Origin of the sequence: Paenibacillus sp. S-38 (assembly GCF_049942825.1) — a bacterium.
Lineage (GTDB): Bacteria > Bacillota > Bacilli > Paenibacillales > NBRC-103111 > Paenibacillus_G.
In genome coordinates this window covers 6,481,061-6,496,668 of the sequence record NZ_CP187970.1, presented here as the reverse complement: position 1 = coordinate 6,496,668, position 15,608 = coordinate 6,481,061, and the positions used below count along the sequence as shown (strand labels likewise).

12 protein-coding genes and 1 pseudogene are annotated in these 15,608 nt (G+C 53.3%); 11 read left to right on the top strand and 2 right to left on the bottom strand.

Translation table 11 applies throughout. The annotated features are described in order from the left end of the window. Positions 1-23: 23 nt before the first annotated feature. Positions 24-569 (bottom strand): GrpB family protein, encoded by a 546-nt coding sequence (locus ACP26L_RS28375; RefSeq protein ID WP_426448501.1) that lies wholly within the window; start codon positions 567-569, stop codon positions 24-26. A gap of 515 nt (positions 570-1,084) precedes the next feature. Continuing rightward, complete coding sequence (locus ACP26L_RS28370; protein ID WP_426455123.1) at positions 1,085-1,528, bottom strand: Lrp/AsnC family transcriptional regulator; 444 nt, start codon at positions 1,526-1,528, stop codon at positions 1,085-1,087. A gap of 169 nt (positions 1,529-1,697) precedes the next feature. On the opposite strand from ACP26L_RS28370, the gene ACP26L_RS28365 reads away from it, so the two are divergent. The 11 genes and pseudogenes from ACP26L_RS28365 (at position 1,698) to ACP26L_RS28315 (ending at position 15,608) form a co-directional block, all read left to right on the top strand. Further along, positions 1,698-2,435: a YitT family protein gene (locus ACP26L_RS28365; protein WP_426448499.1), complete on the top strand. Its 738-nt coding sequence runs from the start codon at positions 1,698-1,700 to the stop codon at positions 2,433-2,435. 680 nt (positions 2,436-3,115) lie between these two features. Beyond that, positions 3,116-5,365 carry a helix-turn-helix domain-containing protein gene (locus ACP26L_RS28360; protein ID WP_426448497.1) on the top strand — a complete coding sequence of 750 codons (2,250 nt, stop codon included), beginning with the start codon at positions 3,116-3,118 and terminating at the stop codon, positions 5,363-5,365. Positions 5,366-5,575: 210 nt separating this feature from the next. Then, complete coding sequence (locus ACP26L_RS28355; protein ID WP_426448495.1) at positions 5,576-7,096, top strand: extracellular solute-binding protein; 1,521 nt, start codon at positions 5,576-5,578, stop codon at positions 7,094-7,096. 174 nt (positions 7,097-7,270) lie between these two features. Next, complete coding sequence (locus ACP26L_RS28350) at positions 7,271-8,191, top strand: ABC transporter permease (protein WP_426448493.1); 921 nt, start codon at positions 7,271-7,273, stop codon at positions 8,189-8,191. 15 nt (positions 8,192-8,206) lie between these two features. Then, positions 8,207-9,082 (top strand): carbohydrate ABC transporter permease, encoded by an 876-nt coding sequence (locus tag ACP26L_RS28345; protein ID WP_426448491.1) that lies wholly within the window; start codon positions 8,207-8,209, stop codon positions 9,080-9,082. Between the two features lie 130 nt (positions 9,083-9,212). Then, on the top strand, positions 9,213-9,914 hold the full coding sequence (gene sigK, locus ACP26L_RS28340) for an RNA polymerase sporulation sigma factor SigK (protein WP_013919982.1): 702 nt from the start codon (positions 9,213-9,215) through the stop codon (positions 9,912-9,914). 137 nt (positions 9,915-10,051) lie between these two features. After that, positions 10,052-10,225 carry a hypothetical protein gene (locus ACP26L_RS28335; RefSeq protein ID WP_426448488.1) on the top strand — a complete coding sequence of 58 codons (174 nt, stop codon included), beginning with the start codon at positions 10,052-10,054 and terminating at the stop codon, positions 10,223-10,225. After that, positions 10,222-10,822, top strand: a pseudogene (locus tag ACP26L_RS28330) (zeta toxin family protein). The gene ACP26L_RS28335 and the pseudogene ACP26L_RS28330 overlap by 4 nt, the downstream one beginning before the upstream one ends. 443 nt (positions 10,823-11,265) lie before the next feature. Beyond that, positions 11,266-12,507 (top strand): carbohydrate binding domain-containing protein, encoded by a 1,242-nt coding sequence (locus ACP26L_RS28325; protein ID WP_426448486.1) that lies wholly within the window; start codon positions 11,266-11,268, stop codon positions 12,505-12,507. 273 nt (positions 12,508-12,780) lie between these two features. Next, a complete protein-coding gene (locus tag ACP26L_RS28320; protein WP_426448484.1) occupies positions 12,781-14,487 on the top strand; it encodes a GBS Bsp-like repeat-containing protein in 1,707 nt (568 codons plus the stop codon). 23 nt (positions 14,488-14,510) lie between these two features. Further along, complete coding sequence (locus ACP26L_RS28315; protein ID WP_426448483.1) at positions 14,511-15,608, top strand: RICIN domain-containing protein; 1,098 nt, start codon at positions 14,511-14,513, stop codon at positions 15,606-15,608.

The following is a 15,608-nucleotide window of genomic DNA, read 5'->3' as shown; positions in this document are numbered from 1 at the left end:
GTGGGATAAAATGGGATTTTGGGTTAGGTCTGAAGAACGCTGCGGATAAATTCGGATTTGGCCGCTGTGTAGGCTTCCCGGTCGTCCCGGAAATCGGCGGCCAGCTTCGTTTTGAGGGCCGCATAGGCATCTCTGAGCGGATCGTCGGCCCTGAGGCGGTTCCGGAAACAGAGCTGCTCCTCCCAATGGGGATCTCCATCCAGCAGCAGATGAAGATGGGCGGTCCGCCGGTCCCCCGCCGCCCTGACGAAGAACCGCCGCCAAGGGCGTTCATCCAGCTCCGGCGGTACGAAGTGCCAATGATGCGGTTCGAGGGTGCGGGCGATCTCAGGCACATCCTCCCAGCCGCGCACGGCGGCCATCAGATCCAGGACGGGCTTGGCGGGCAGGCCGGGAATCGAGGTGGAGCCGATATGCTCGATCTCCGTCACCCCGAAGGGAAGCAGCAGCGAAGCCAGCTCCTGCCGCAGGTTCTCGCCCTGCGCCGGCCACTGTGGGTCGGGCGGGACAAGCGTTACAGGCTCCACGGCCCAGGCGGGCCAGGTGGAAGTGTCGTTCGGTCGGCTCATCCGGGAGAAGCACCTCCTGTGTGTATACTGCTCATCTCATCCTCCCATTCTGCCAAAGTCTCAGCCGCTGAAGCGGGACAAGCTGATTCTATTATATAGGAAAAAAGTGGTACGTGAACCCCTTAATTCGCCGCCGATCAGGAGAAAAGGGAGAGGTGTGGCGAAGCGTGCTGCGGGGTGTCGGAACCGGGACAGTGGAAGCCGGCTAGCACGGAAAATCCGTGCAAGCGCAGGAGATGAGCCGGCTTTAGCCGCGGACGGACCGCCCGAAGGTGGAAAATCCGCGTTAGCGGAGCCGCGCGGAGTGCGAACTGCCGTCTAGCACGGAAAATCCGTGCTAGCGCCCGTAAATCGCCGGCCTTCGGATGCATCGTGCCACCGCCACCTGCGCCATGCTTCCAGCATGCCGGCGCTTTGCACGCCAGCCTGACTCCACGCCGCGCGGCCCGCCAACACAACCAGCCCGCCTGCAATAATCTGCAGGCGGGCTGGTCTCTTTCCGGCTGTACCGCGGCTTATTTCTTTTCCCGCGGCAGGATCGGTCGTCCGGCGACGGGGGAGCCGATGATCACCGACGTGTGCGGGCTGCCGTAGAGCATGAGCCGCTCGACGAGCAGGCTCAACCCGTCTACGCCGCCGACCGCGGCCTTCATGATATAGTCCACCGTCCCCGTGACGCGGTGGCATTCGATGATGTCGGGATCGGCGATCATCTTCTGCTCGAAATCATGGTAGGACAATTTAAGCTCGCTCATCTGGATCATGAGCACGGTGCTGCGGCCGACTGCGGCCGGTGACACCTTGGCGCTGAATCCCTCAATAACCCCTTTTTCCTGGAGACGGAGCAGGCGCTCGGAGATGCTGGGACGGCTGAGAGAGAGCTTCTTGGACAGCTCGCTGACCGTCATCCGCCCATCTTCCTGCAGCCATTTGAGCAGGGCAATATCTGTGGCATCCACGATAGACAACCAACTTTCAATGTGAAGTTTATTTGCATCAATTTCCTTCAAAGTTTCGGTCAGCTCCACCAAACAGGTTCGTTTCTTTATATAACAAGCTTTACGCTTAGTATATCATGTAAGGAAAGGTAACGTGTTATAAAAAACAGACCGGTGGAGTGAGTGAGCTATGCGTAAATTTGCCAATATTGTATTCGGTTGTATGGTAACGGCCATCGGCTTGTTATTCCTCAAACATACGCATGCCGTGACCGGGGGGACGGCAGGGCTGTCGCTGAGCCTGTCTTACTTGATGAATCTTCCTTTTACCGCATTGTTCTTGGCGATCAATATTCCCTTCTTTCTCTTCTCGGCCCTCACCATGGGCCGTTCGTTCACGCTGTATTCTGCGGGTTCGGTCCTGATCCTGACCTTGTTCACGGGTGTGGATTCCCTGCTTCCGGCCTTCGAGCCCTCGAATTTGATGGGCGCCGTATTGGGCGGGATGGGCATAGGCCTTGGGGTCAGCATCCTCTTTGCGAACAACTCGTCGCTAGGCGGAGCCAACATCTTGGCGTTCTACCTCCGCAGGAAGTATGGCTGGGACCCGGGGCTCGTCAATTTTGCCTTCGACGGGATGGTGGTGCTCATCTCCCTGTCCGCCGTCGGCGTGACCAAGGCCCTGTATTCGATCGGCTCCATCGCCCTCGCTTCCCTGATTATCAGTTATTTTAAAAGCAAGATCAATAGCGAACCGGTGAAGGAAATAAAGACCTATGCCATCCCCGGAAAAGCACACAGCGGCGGCGTAACTTTGGCCGACCTGCATGCGGCGGACGACGAGCTGCAGCCCGCGCAGGCTCCTCTTGCGGAGGTGCCGGCCGGTTCTCCGGCGCTCTACACGGACGGCCCGGAAGGTCTCCGATAATAAGCAGGGACGGTTTACCGTATGCTGCAAAAGCACACAGCGGCGGCGTAACTCTGGCCGACCTGCATGCGGCGGACGACGAGCTGCAGCCCCGGCAGGCTCCTCTTGCGGAGGTGCCGGCCGGTTCTCCGGCGCTCTACACAGACGGCCCGGAAGGTCTCCGGTAGCAGGCAGCAAGGCGGCAAACCCGTACTACACTCAAGCGCACAATGCGATGGAAGATTCCATCCATTCTGCGCTTTTTTCACGACTATCTCGCTGAGGCTCGCTTCCCTGGAATGGGAATAAACGCACGCACTGTTCTTCAAGAGGACGGTTTAGAGCTGCTTATCTTAAATGTACAAAAAGATGGGTTCCCAGCTGCCGGCTCCTTTTATCCGTAATTCGTTCTCATCCGTAACTTGTCCCCATCCGTAACTTGCCTCCACCATTAACTTGCATCCATTAGCTGTGCACATCATCAGTAACCTTCTCCTTGCGGCCAGAAGCCGTTCTATTTCCCCTCCCATGCTGCCGCGATCCTGTGCAGTTCTTGGCAGGCTCGCCTCTCCGAGTAATAAAATCCGGACTTCCCTGATAAGATTCATACTGGACAATTCTGGAATCTTGGCCTATGTTCATCTTGGAACTTGGGAAGAGGGGAGAGGAAGCTTATGTGGAGCCGTATCCAACCGAAGAAAATGTACTTGACCATCTTTCTGTACTCCTGTGCTGCCGTCAGTCTGCTCACCCTGATGTTCACCTGGTTCCTCAGCGGGCAGTTCGTCCGGACGGCTCTGGAGGAGATGGACAAGTCCCATGAGGCGAAGATGAAGCAGGTCATCCAGTCTTCGGAATTCACCCTGCAGAAGCTGCGCCAGTTTGCCCTGCGGATTTATTCGGATGAGAGCATCGGGCTGTGGCTCAGCATGGAGAAGAGCGGGGAGTCCCCCTTGGCCCTGAACAAAGCTGCGGCCAGCGTCAGGGAATTCATGAGCAGCGAGCCGTTCATCCGCGCCATCTATTTGATCAACTTCGATCTGGATCGCATCTACACCTCCGACTCCAGCATCTATTCCACCCGGGATTTTGTCGACCCGGCTATGCTGGACTACATTCGACATCAGACCACCCCGTATCTGCAGTACGTGAACCATGAGGCGCAGGGCGAGTCGGATCTGGCCCTGGTCGTGCCATCCGCGGGTCCCCGGCAGAGCTACCAGGGCTATGCGGTGATCCTGTTCAGCAAACCTCATCTGCAGGAGTACATGCTCCAGATCTCGGAAGAAGATCAGAACAAGCTGTATATAGAAGGAAAAAACGGCGAGTACATCCTGGGCAGCGCGGACCCTGCGTTAGCGAAGGAGCTGGGTGGCATGCGTACGCCGGAGGGGGCGTCAGGCTGGGAGTGGAAGTCGGGCGGCGAGACCTGGTCCGTCCGGACCGAGCAGCTGCCGACCGAAGGCTGGACGGTGTATCATTTGTCTCCCCTCTCCGTATGGCAGGCCAAAGTGGGCAAGATCCGGCTCGAGATTATCGGTTCTTCGGTGCTGCTCCTGGCCGCGCTGCTGCTGTTCCTGTTCTGGCAGTCGTACCGGAGCCTGAAGCCGATAAGCGACCTGGCTTCTCATATCCAGAGCCGATTGGGCAGCGGGCATCCCGTCCTGCAGTCCCCGAAGGCCGGGAATGAGGTGGCTATGATTCGCTCGGGCTTCCATTCCCTGGTGGAGCAGATCGAGCAGCTGGATCTGTCGATGAAGAGCAGCCAGGCTCTGGTGAAGGACGATTTCCTGCGCCAGTGGATTCTGAGTCCGGGGCCTTCGAAGCCGATCCGGGAGTTCATCGAAGGCCGAACGCCCATCCTCGGTACGGGATGGTTCCGGATGGCCGTCATCCGGCTGGAATCGTACGGACGCTTCAATGAGCAGTATGACTTCGCATCGCGGAAGCTGCTGCGTTTTTCGATGGGGAACATCCTGTCCGAGGTGCTCGCGAATCATGGCTATGCGGCGGAGACGGTGGACTTCGGCTCCGATCATATTGTGGCGCTCCTCTCTTCGCCGGCTTGGGAGGGGGACAGAGAGCAGGTGATTGCGGCGGCGGAGGAAGCCCGGGGGCAGATCCGGCAGTGGCTGAAGCTCGAAGTGCAGGCTGCCGTCAGCCCCCTGCTCGACGTGGAGGAGAATCTGCCGCTGACCTATCACCAGCTCTGCGAGCTGACCCTGCTGCGGTTTATTCATAACGAAGACAAGGTGTTTACCCGGGATGATCTCGAGCGGTATGAGCGAGGCCGGGGCAGCGAGCCGGACGAAGCGCTGCTGCAGCAGGTGATTCACTCCGTGCAGCTTCGCAACGAGAAGGCGCTCGAAGGATACTGGGACCAGCTCATCCACCAGATGCGGGAGCTGAGCTACGAGGAATGCAGGCTGCAGTTGACCCACATCATCTATACGATCATGAAAAGCTTCAAGCACCACACCCCCTTCCATGGGATGAAGAGCATTCATGCGTTCCTCGACCAGTTCGCCACACTCACGGAAGTCCACTCGTGGATGTACCGCGAGATGCTGCAGATCATGGACAGCCACCGCAGGAAGAGCGGCTCCAGCCGGAGAGAAGAGGTGGCCGCGGAGATGATCGAGTATGTGCGCAACCATCTGCACGATCCGAATCTCTCCGTCGATGACATCGCCGCCCACGTCTCCATGTCGGTGAACTATGCCCGGCAGATTTTCAAGGACCGGTTCGGGAGCTCCTTGTCCGACTTTATAGCGAACCAGCGGATCGACTATGCAGCCAGGCTGCTGACCACTACCGACTGGACCGTAGCGGAGATTACGGAGCAGTCCGGATTTCAGACGAAGAGCACCTTCTTCGCCGCCTTCAAACGGGCCACCGGCATGACGCCGAACCAATACCGGTTGGAAAAGTCAGCCGGAGCTTCATCATGAACATCCGTACTCCGCGGAGTGAATATCCGGACTCCCCCATTTTGTAATCACCCGTACCGATGAATAACAACCGGACTATGCGGGCCCGGAGCCTCCGGTTTATGATGCAGACACCAAGCGGAGCGCAGGCATCGGAGCATGGGGGATAGAGAGAGGGGTTGGCAGCCAAAGACCGGCTCCGCTTGCCATCGAATATCAGGAGGGGTTGCGATGAGAAGATCGAGAGGGACCCGGAGCCTTGCGCTGGCGTTGTCGCTGATGCTGGCGGGGACGCTGACCGGGTGCAATTCCAATGAAGGGGGACCTTCCGGAACGGGAGAGGGAGCAGACGCCTCCGGAAAATTGAATCCGGTTACACTCAAAATCATGTTCCCCGGAGACCCGCCCTCTAACTGGAGCGAAGTAAAAGGAGAGCTGGAGAAGCGCCTGGCGGGTTCGCTGAACGTCAAGCTCAATGTGGTTTTTATTCCGTGGGCGGACGTTATGCAGAAGCGGCAGGTCGCCCTGTCCTCGGCGGAGGATTACGACCTGATCTGGGACAACAATCCCGTGCAGAGCATCGCGGCCGGACTCTACGAACCGCTCGACGAGCTCATCGAGAAGCACGGACCCGACATCAAGAGCACCCGTTCCCCGCAGCTGCTCGAAGCCAACAAAGTAAACGGCAAGCTCTATGCGGTGCCGCTCGAAGTGAATTTTATCCGCCCGTGGACCTTCGTCATCCGTAAGGATATCCGCGAGAAGCTCGGCATCCCGCCGATCAAGAGCTATGACGAGCTGGTTCAGTTCATGTATGCCGTCAAGGAGAAGGACCCCGGCATCACACCGTTCATTCCCAACGGTTCGGAGCACGTTGGCGTGAGGATGGCGAGCATGCTGGACCCGGGGGCGAACCTCGCGCCTGTGCTGAATTATGCCGGATTATACACCAAGGGCAATGACGGGAAGGTCTACAATATTTTCGATGACATGGACCCGATGATGATGATGAAGAACTTCGAGATGAACCACAAGTTCTACAAGGACGGGATCTTCCCCAAGGATGTGCTGCTGCTCAAGAACGGGGAGTTCACCAAGGGTAAAGCGGCAGTCACGACCTTCTTCGACTTCGGCGCCAATCTCGGTACCCGTACCGGCCTTGAGAAATCCGTTCCCGGCGCCACCGCAGAAGCGTTCAGCCTGTACGATCCGGGGATGAAACTCAGCTCCACCTACAAGGCGGGCAACTACATCGCTGTGCCGGTGGTCAGCAAGAACAAAGAGCGGGCGATTCAATTCATCAATGCGCTGAATCAGAAAGACAACTACGACCTGCTCGCCTACGGCATCAAGGGGAAGAACTGGGAGGACGCGGGAGAAGGCTTGTACAAACCGGTCAAGGAAAATCCGTACACCGGTATTCCGTTCGCATGGGGCTGGAATCCCAAGCTCGACCGCATTGACGCCACAATGGACAAAGAAGTCATTAAGCTGAACCAGTGGGAGCGGGATCCGAACAATTTTACGGCGGACATTCTCTCCGGCTTCACCTTCGATCCGAGCCCCGTCTCCAATGAGATCGCCCAGCTGAGCAGCATGAGCAAGGAGCTGTTCGAGCCCGTCGTACTTGGGGTGATCGAGCCTAATGAGGGGCTCGCGAAGTTCAAAGAGAAGGCCTATGGCCATGTGAAGAAAATCCAAGCGGAATATCAGAAGCAGCTTGACGCATTCCTGGCCGGTAAAAAGAAGTAGGCTCGGGAGCAGCCGCATGCGCGGGGGCGGCCGCATCCGCGGAAGGCCGTGCCCTGCGGGGAGCTGCCGTCCCTGCCGGCATAAGCCTGCGTTCCTCCCGGCGGCCTACAAGTGCAGGCCGCCGGCCTTTTTGCTGCGCGCTTCAAGGATTAGAAACGAAAGGGGAGCTATAGCATGGGCGTGATCCGGGAGCTCCGGAAGAACAAATGGCTGTACGCCATGGCGCTGCCTGTCGTGGTGTATGTCTTCATCTTTTCTTATATGCCGATGTCCGCCCACCTCCTGGCATTCAAGCAGTTCATCCCGGTGAAGGGGCTGTGGGGGAGCCGGTGGGTGGGACTGGATAACTTGATGTTTTTTTTCACGGGTCCGGACTGGCTGGCAGTCACCTTGAACACGGTATACCTGAACCTGCTGTTCATCATTGCGGGTACCATATGCTCGCTTCTCATTGCACTGCTGCTCAATGAGATCCGGATGGTCTGGTTTAAGAAGGCGGCGCAGTCGCTCGTGATCCTTCCGCATTTTATATCCATTATCGTCGTCAACCTCATGGTGCTGAACTTCTTCAACGGGCAGGACGGCATGATCAATCGGATGCTGAATGATGTGGGCCTGGAGACGGTCGACTGGTTTCAGACACCGTCCGTATGGCCGTTGCTGCTGACGGTCATCTTCGTCTGGAAAGGGGCCGGGTGGGGCTCCATCATTTATCTGGCGACCCTCACGGGGTTCTCCGAGGAATATTACGAGAGCGCCCGCATCGACGGGGCCAGGCGGTGGCAGCAGATCTGGCACATTACCCTGCCGCTGCTCCGGCCGACCATCATCGTGCTGACGCTGCTCGCGCTGGGGCGGATTTTCTACGGGGACTTCGGACTGATCTACGGCATCATCGGAGACAATTCCCTGCTCTTCAAGGCGACGGATGTCATCGATACGTATACGTACCGGGCACTGCGGGACGTCTCCAACATGAACAGCTACAGCAACGCGGCCGCCGTGGCCTTGTTCCAGTCGGTGATGGGCTTCATCACCATCCTGTTCTTCAATGGGGTAGTCCGCCGGGTCGACCCCGATTCGAAGCTGTTTTAGAGAGGAGCCTTACGCATGCTCACAAAACCACAGGACGCATCCGGGTGGGCCCTGTCCGCCGCCGCCTACGTGTTCATCGGAATCTTTTCCCTGCTGTGCTTCATTCCCTTCTGGCTCGTGTATATCGGGTCGTTCACTGCGGAGCACCAGATTGTAAAAGGGTTCCAGCTGCTGCCGACCGAGTTCTCGCTGGATTCCTACCGCTTCCTGCTGCAGGGCAGCCAGGTGTACCGCAGCGCATGGGTCTCTATCGTCGTCACGGTGACGGGGACCGTGGGGGCTGTGCTGCTCACATCCATGTTCGCCTATGTGACGGCCCATCCGAGGGTGAAGTACCGCAATGTGCTCGCCTTCTATATTTACTTCACGATGCTCTTCGCGCCTGGCCTGGTGGGCTATTATCTGCTGATTTCCAATTGGCTGGACCTGCGGGATTCGGTCTGGGCGCTGATTCTGCCGCACCTGTTCTCGGCCTTCAACGCCTTTCTCATGACCTCTTACTTCCGCACGCTGCCCTTCGAACTGAATGAAGCGGCGACGGTGGACGGAGCGCATGAGCTCTACATCTTTTTCCGGATCATCTGGCCGATCTCCATGCCCGTCATTGCGACGATCACACTGTTCTATGCGCTGTCCTGCTGGAACGATTGGTTCAATGCGCTGATGTTCATCGACGATCCGACCAAGCATCCGCTGCAGATGATGCTGCGGAGAATCGTGTCCACTTCGCAGAATCTCGATTACCTGAATACGAATGTGAACATCTCCCCGGCCGCGGCCGGTGTACAGCTTTCGACAGTATGCATCACGATCGGCCCGATCATTTTCCTCTACCCGTTCCTGCAGCGTTATTTCATCAAGGGAATGACGATTGGCGCAGTCAAAGGATAACGAATTTTTGCGGTACAGGCACGGATAGGCGGACACCCACATAAAATGGTACTAATCTCTGGCGGAAGAAGCCGCACCACTGGGCTGGACGCTCCGCTGCTTTTTGCGAAACCATGAGGGGGTGCCTGAAGTGCCTGGATTCTTTACTGCCGTTGCCCTGTTCATTAAAGAGTTGATGCTGCTCGTCTCGTATGTCAAAAATAATGCTTTCCCCCAACCCCTGGCGGAGGATGACGAAGAAAAGCACCTGAAGCTCATGGCCCAGGGCAACCAGCATTCCCGCAACCTGCTTATCGAACACAACCTTCGGCTGGTCGCGCACATCGTGAAGAAATTCGACAACACCGGAGAGGACCTGGAGGATCTCATATCCATCGGCACAATCGGCCTGATCAAGGCGATCGAGTCGTTCTCGCCCGACAAGGGCACGAAGCTGGCGACCTTCGCTGCGCGGTGTATCGAGAATGAGATTCTGATGCATCTGCGGTCGCTGAAGAAGACGCGCAAGGACGTGTCGCTGCACGACCCGATCGGCACGGATAAGGAAGGCAACGAGATCACCTTGATCGACATCCTCGGCTCGGAGCATGACGATGTCGTGGAGAAGGTGCAGCTCAAGATCGAGAAGAGCAAGATCTACAAGAATCTCGACATCCTCGACGAGCGGGAGCGCGAAGTGGTTGTCGGCCGCTTCGGCCTCGAGGCGGGGGGGGAGGAGCGGACGCAGCGGGAGATCGCGAAGGAGCTTGGGATTTCGCGGAGTTATGTGTCGCGGATCGAGAAGCGGGCGCTGATGAAGCTGTATCATGAGTTTTATAAGGCGAAGCGGTGAGGAGAATGCAGGCGTGCCGATCATGGGCGCCTGTTTTTTCTTTTGGTGTCACGAAGATAGTGGAATGTGCAGGGGGCTGATGTAGTCAAGTATGATATAATCAGGATCAGGTATAACTGTAACGGAGGGTGAAGAGCGTGAATCGCACACAGGACCTGAGTAAGTTAATCAGGTTGACTGGCGATAGGGCTAAATTGGACGCTAAAGCAAATGGGACCTATATTGTTTATAAAACAGAGGCTGGCCAGTTTGTGAAAGAGTACAGCAATGGTGAAATCGTTAAAATGAATGAGCAGGATCTTCCTCAATGAATAATGAATCAAGGGCTGCAATGCTTGTCTTTGCCGGCAACAACGGAAGTGGAAAGAGTACCATACGGAATCTAATCATTGATCGTCTTGGCGTGAGTGTGAATATTGACCCAGATGCCTTAGCCCGAGGTATCGATCAGGAAAATCCTGAAAGTCATAAGGTTTCGGCTGGGAAAAAAGCTATCGAACTAGCACGAGATTGTATTAAAAATAAACGGGATTTTTCCGTAGAAACTACCCTTGCGGGCGGCAATGTGATCCGTCAAATGCGAGAGGCAAGAGAAAATGGGTTTGAAATTATTATGTACTATGTTGGTCTTGGTGAATATTGAACGAGTTGCTGCACGGGTTAGGAACGGAGGACACCACATTGATTCCAAGGATATCATCAGGCGTGAACAGACCTCGCTCTCCAATTTGCTTTCCCATCTGCAGCTAATTGATCATTTGATTGTCATTGATAACAGCAGCTCAGACGGCCAAATTGTACTGGAAATGGATAGTACCACAATAGAATGTCAATCCGAAGCATTACCTGGGTGGGCTGAAACTATTTATCGTCAATTGCAAAACAGAGGCAATGATAGTAAGGAGTAAACCGACTGCTGCAAGGGACAGCGATCGGTTTATTTTTATGTTAGCTAGCAGGGGTGGGCTGTAGGTATAGTGTTCACAACCGACAGACATCCTCGACGAGCGGGAGGTGCGGGTGGTGGTCGTCGTCGGCTTCGAAGAGAGTTCTGATGAAGCTGTATCGTGGAGCTTTGTAAGATAAAGCGGTGAGGTATGGGGCTGCTGTCCAATAGGACAGCGGCTTTTTTATTTGTTTTCAACTAAATTATACTTTGTTAACTTTCCATTTCTTGATATAGTATTCGTCGACATCTATTGTTCAAAAAGGTAGGGGTAACCATGTTGTTCAGAACAGATTGGGGTCTACGCTTGATGGAGTATGGAGAACGGCCTACGTGAAATTCCAAGCCGGAACCAATCCTGTTGTATAGCAATTGGTATGGATTTCCGCAGAAGGAGATGAAGTAATGTATTACAGGCAATGGATAATCGTACTGCTTAGCGCTGTTATATTTCTATGGGGATCTGAAACGGCGCTGGCAGCAAAATACTTCTATGATCAGAATGGCAGATTGGAGCAGGTTCAGACGGATAAGGATACGATAAGCTATGAGTACGATCCCAACGGGAATTTGATCTCATCTTCTACGCAAGGGAATCTGCTAAGAAATCCCGATTTTGAATTCTATAATAAGGATACGGGCTTAGCGGACCATTGGGGGACTTATAGGGGACCGGGAATTACTCCTGTGTTTGAGGTCGTAGATAACCCGGTGAACAGCGGGAAGCACGCCCAAAAAATCTCTGCTGCCAATATGCCGGGTGGCGGATTGAACGTATGGCAGGACGTTAAGGTAAAGGCGGGAGAAACCTATACCATTAGAGGCCGTCTGCAGACCGCCGCTTTAAATAATGCAAAGGCGGTTATTGTAATGCATTATTTGGATGCGAATGGAGTGCTGATCAGTGGGCAGGAAGTGGCATCCTACACGGCTGCAACCCATTGGATTTCGCTGAACTCCAAGGTGACCCCGCCTTCAGGGACTTCCACCATGAGATTGCATATCCATCTGGAAGCTACAGCAAGCGGAGGGTCGGGGACGATATATGCGGATTCTTTTACCGTTACCCAAAGTCCTGATCCCAACCTGCTGTATAATCCGGGTTTTGAGACTTATACAGACTCGGATGGAGTAGCGGATGGCTGGCAGGCTTTCTCCAGCGGCGTGACGCCGAATGATCAGGTGGTAACCTCACCCGTCACCAGCGGTACTCGAGCCCAGAAGATTGCTGCCTCTAACATGGCGGTTGGACAAGTAACGAACGTCTGGCAAGAAGCGATGGTAAGAGGCGGGATTACCTGCACAGTAAGCGGCCGCTTGCAGATTCCTTCGTTAACCAACGCACGGGCAGTGGTTGTCATGCATTACCTGGATGCGAAAGGAGCGCTGATCAGAGGGCAGGAAGTAGCATCCTATAAAGCTGCATCGGATTGGATCACGTTCAATACGCCGATTACTCCGCCGGCAGGAACGGTAACAACGCGGCTGCATATTCATCTTGAGCCATATAGTAACGGAGCATCGGGGACAATCTATGCCGATTCGATGGTATTGAAGGAGGGAGTAGAGACAAACTTGCTCTATAACCCTGATTTCGAAACCTATACAGGATCAAATGGAGTAGCGGATGGGTGGAAGGCTTTCTGATCTACGCCGACTCGATGGGGTTAAAGGAAGGACAATAGACGATATTGAGATAAAGAAGCTGTAAGTAGTAAAAAGGATGCCGTAGGATAGTTAACCTGGCATCCTTTTTTATAATTATGTTAGTCCAAAAGGTATATTTTACCTAAGCAAATTTGTCAAAATTTAATTAAAAATATTATTCGACAACGTAATTCGACAAACAGTGTGTATGTTTTGCTGGTATATTAAAACAACGCTCCTGAGGATTCAGATGGATTCTCAGTTATTGTTGCGTTGAAGAACGAAGATGATTTAGGGAGTGGTCATAACAACGTGCGTAAACTATTACTTCTTTTCCTGGGGATTTGGCTTCTTCCCATAGGGACTCCTTCGGCAACTGTGAATGCGGCCGCAACACAATACCATTACGACTCCAACTCCCGGTTGACTTACACAACGCTGCCTAACGGTAATGTAGTAGAGAGCAAGTACAATGCCAATGGGAATGTAATCAGCAGAACTATTCGCTATCCGAATACGATCGTGGGTCCTAGGAAAGTGGACTTGTCGAGTCCAACATACGATGTCTATGTATACGGGGTTTCCAAAACGGCGGCGAAAGTACAGTTTCCGACGTGGACGGAATACAATGGCCAAGATGATATAGGTCCATGGGTTGAGGGTACGAAGGTAGCTGATGGAGTTTGGAAAGCAACGATTGCTTTCGACAAGCATAACAACGAAACTGGCAAATACATCACGCATGTCTATGTAGACGACAAAGGGCTAGCTTCGGGAATCGTAACGGAAGTCACCGCTTCGGCAGTCACAATTAAGGGGCCGGCTGAGGTTAATGTGTCGCCGGGTTCTTATGAGATCTTTATTGAGAACGTAAGTGAGCAAGTTAGCAAGGTGCGCTTCCCGACATGGACCGCATCCGGGGATCAGGATGACCTGGAATGGCCTTGGGTGGAAGGACAGCAAGTAGCTCCTCGAACCTGGAAGGTTAACATCCCCTTCAGCAAACATAACTATGAAGCAGGGAGTTATATCACCCACATCTATACAGAAGATTCGTATGGTAACAAACAATTTGTGGGGGCACATACGGCCACTGCTAAGACAGCTTTGTACGCTCCTTCCAAAGTGGATTTGTCCAACGCATCATACGACGTCTATGTCTATGGAGTATCGAAAACCGCAGGCAAGGTTCAATTGCCGACATGGACGGATTATAACGGTCATGATGACCTGGAGAGCCCATGGATCGAAGCGGCCAAGGTCAGGGATGGAGTCTGGAAAATCAATATTCCATTCCATAAGCATAAGAACGAAACAGGTCTCTACGTAACTCATGCCTATATTGATGGGACAGGCCTGCCTGCAGGCAATATAACGGAAGTGGTTCCTACGTCTGCAGTGGTAAGGGGCCCGGCTGAGACGAATGTCTCTTCAGGATATTATGAGGTATATGCCGACAACGTGAGCGAAGGGGCGGCCAAGGTCTACTTCCCTACTTGGACGATATACGGAGGGCAAGACGATATTGAATGGATGGAAGGGCAGCGGGTTAACGAACGGACGTGGAAAGTCCAGGTTCCTTTCGGCAAACATAACTTCGAAGCTGGCAGCTATGTTACCCACGTTTACACAGAAGATATTCACGGGAATAAGCAGTTTATTGGTCAGAATACGACCAACGCGAAGACAGCTGCTGCCGGTCCTTTGCAGGTAAGCTTGTCCAGCAAATCCTATGATGTTTATGTCTACGGTGTAGATAAGGCAGCCCAATCGGTTACGTTCCCTACGTGGACAGAACTTAAAGGCCAAGATGATCTGGAGATCCCCTGGGTTGCCGGCACGAAAGTCAGCGACGGGGTCTGGAAGATCAATATTCCCTTCTCTAAGCACAATAATGAAACGGGGAATTATATCACCCATGTTTATGTCGATGGCAAAGGACTTTCTACGGGCAGTGTAACGGAGGTTACGAATCCCTAAATTAAGATAAAAGGGGAATATGAATGGGTTCTTTAGGAGAGAACAAATGGCGTTTGTGTGCAAGGATAATGGTACTTGTCCTATTCGTTTTCTGCTTCGGTTCAGTTACATGCTATTCAACTGGCTACACATATGACAAGAACGGAAGATTAGATAGCGTAATGATAAGAACCGGGGAGAACATCAATTACTACTATGATAAGAATGGAAATCTGCTTACGCGGCTCAAAGCAATCAAGACCAATACCTACTATAAAATTCAATCGAAAGTCAGTGGCAAGTTCTTGGATGTAGCAGGCGGATCTATTGACAATGGAATCGAACTGCAGCAGTGGGAGAACTACAATGTAGACAATCAAAAATGGAAGTTAGAATACAGCGGAAATGGATACTACAAGATTCGGGCAAAGCACAGTGGAAAAGTTTTGGATGTAAACAATTCCAATACTCAGGATGGTGTATCCGTCATCCAATGGGTTGATACAGAAGGAGATAACCAGCTCTGGCGACTTGTCGATGCGGGGGATGGTTACTACTTTATCCAAGCCAAACATAGTGACAAGGTTCTGGATCTCTACGCTTTATCCGATCTAAATGCTAATGGTGTCCAAGTAAACCAATGGACCAAGCACGGAGGAGATAATCAGAAGTGGAAGCTTATCCAAGTCGAAGAAGTGATCAAAACCGACGTCTATTACAAGATTCAGTCGGCTGTAAGCGGGAAGTTTTTGGATATTCCCGGAGGTTCGTTAGACAATGGGATCGAGCTACACCAATGGGAAGATTATAACGTGGATAATCAGAAATGGAAATTGGAGTATGCCGGGAACGGATATTATAAGATCCGTGCTAAACACAGCGGTAAAGTATTAGATGTAACAAACTTCCACACTGAAGATGGAGTTGCCGTAATTCAATGGCTTGATACAGAGGGAGATAACCAGCTCTGGAGATTTATAGATACTGGCGACGGTTATTTCATGATCCAAGCAAAGCATAGCGGCAAGGTTCTTGATTTAAATGCGTTAACCGATATGAATGCTAATGGCGTGAAGGTAAGGCAATGGACAAGGAATAATGGCGCCAATCAAAAGTGGAAATTAGTGCAGCTTCTTAATTGA

What these genes read in the sequence shown, in the direction of transcription:
- ACP26L_RS28375 (WP_426448501.1), bottom strand. Translation starts at nt 569, where the DNA reads ATGAGCCGACCGAACGACACTTCCACCTGGCCCGCCTGGGCCGTGGAG.
- ACP26L_RS28365 (WP_426448499.1), top strand. Translation starts at nt 1,698, where the DNA reads ATGCGTAAATTTGCCAATATTGTATTCGGTTGTATGGTAACGGCCATC.
- ACP26L_RS28360 (WP_426448497.1), top strand. Translation starts at nt 3,116, where the DNA reads ATGTACTTGACCATCTTTCTGTACTCCTGTGCTGCCGTCAGTCTGCTC.
- ACP26L_RS28355 (WP_426448495.1), top strand. Translation starts at nt 5,576, where the DNA reads ATGAGAAGATCGAGAGGGACCCGGAGCCTTGCGCTGGCGTTGTCGCTG.
- ACP26L_RS28350 (WP_426448493.1), top strand. Translation starts at nt 7,271, where the DNA reads ATGGGCGTGATCCGGGAGCTCCGGAAGAACAAATGGCTGTACGCCATG.
- ACP26L_RS28345 (WP_426448491.1), top strand. Translation starts at nt 8,207, where the DNA reads ATGCTCACAAAACCACAGGACGCATCCGGGTGGGCCCTGTCCGCCGCC.
- ACP26L_RS28325 (WP_426448486.1), top strand. Translation starts at nt 11,266, where the DNA reads ATGTATTACAGGCAATGGATAATCGTACTGCTTAGCGCTGTTATATTT.
- ACP26L_RS28315 (WP_426448483.1), top strand. Translation starts at nt 14,511, where the DNA reads ATGGGTTCTTTAGGAGAGAACAAATGGCGTTTGTGTGCAAGGATAATG.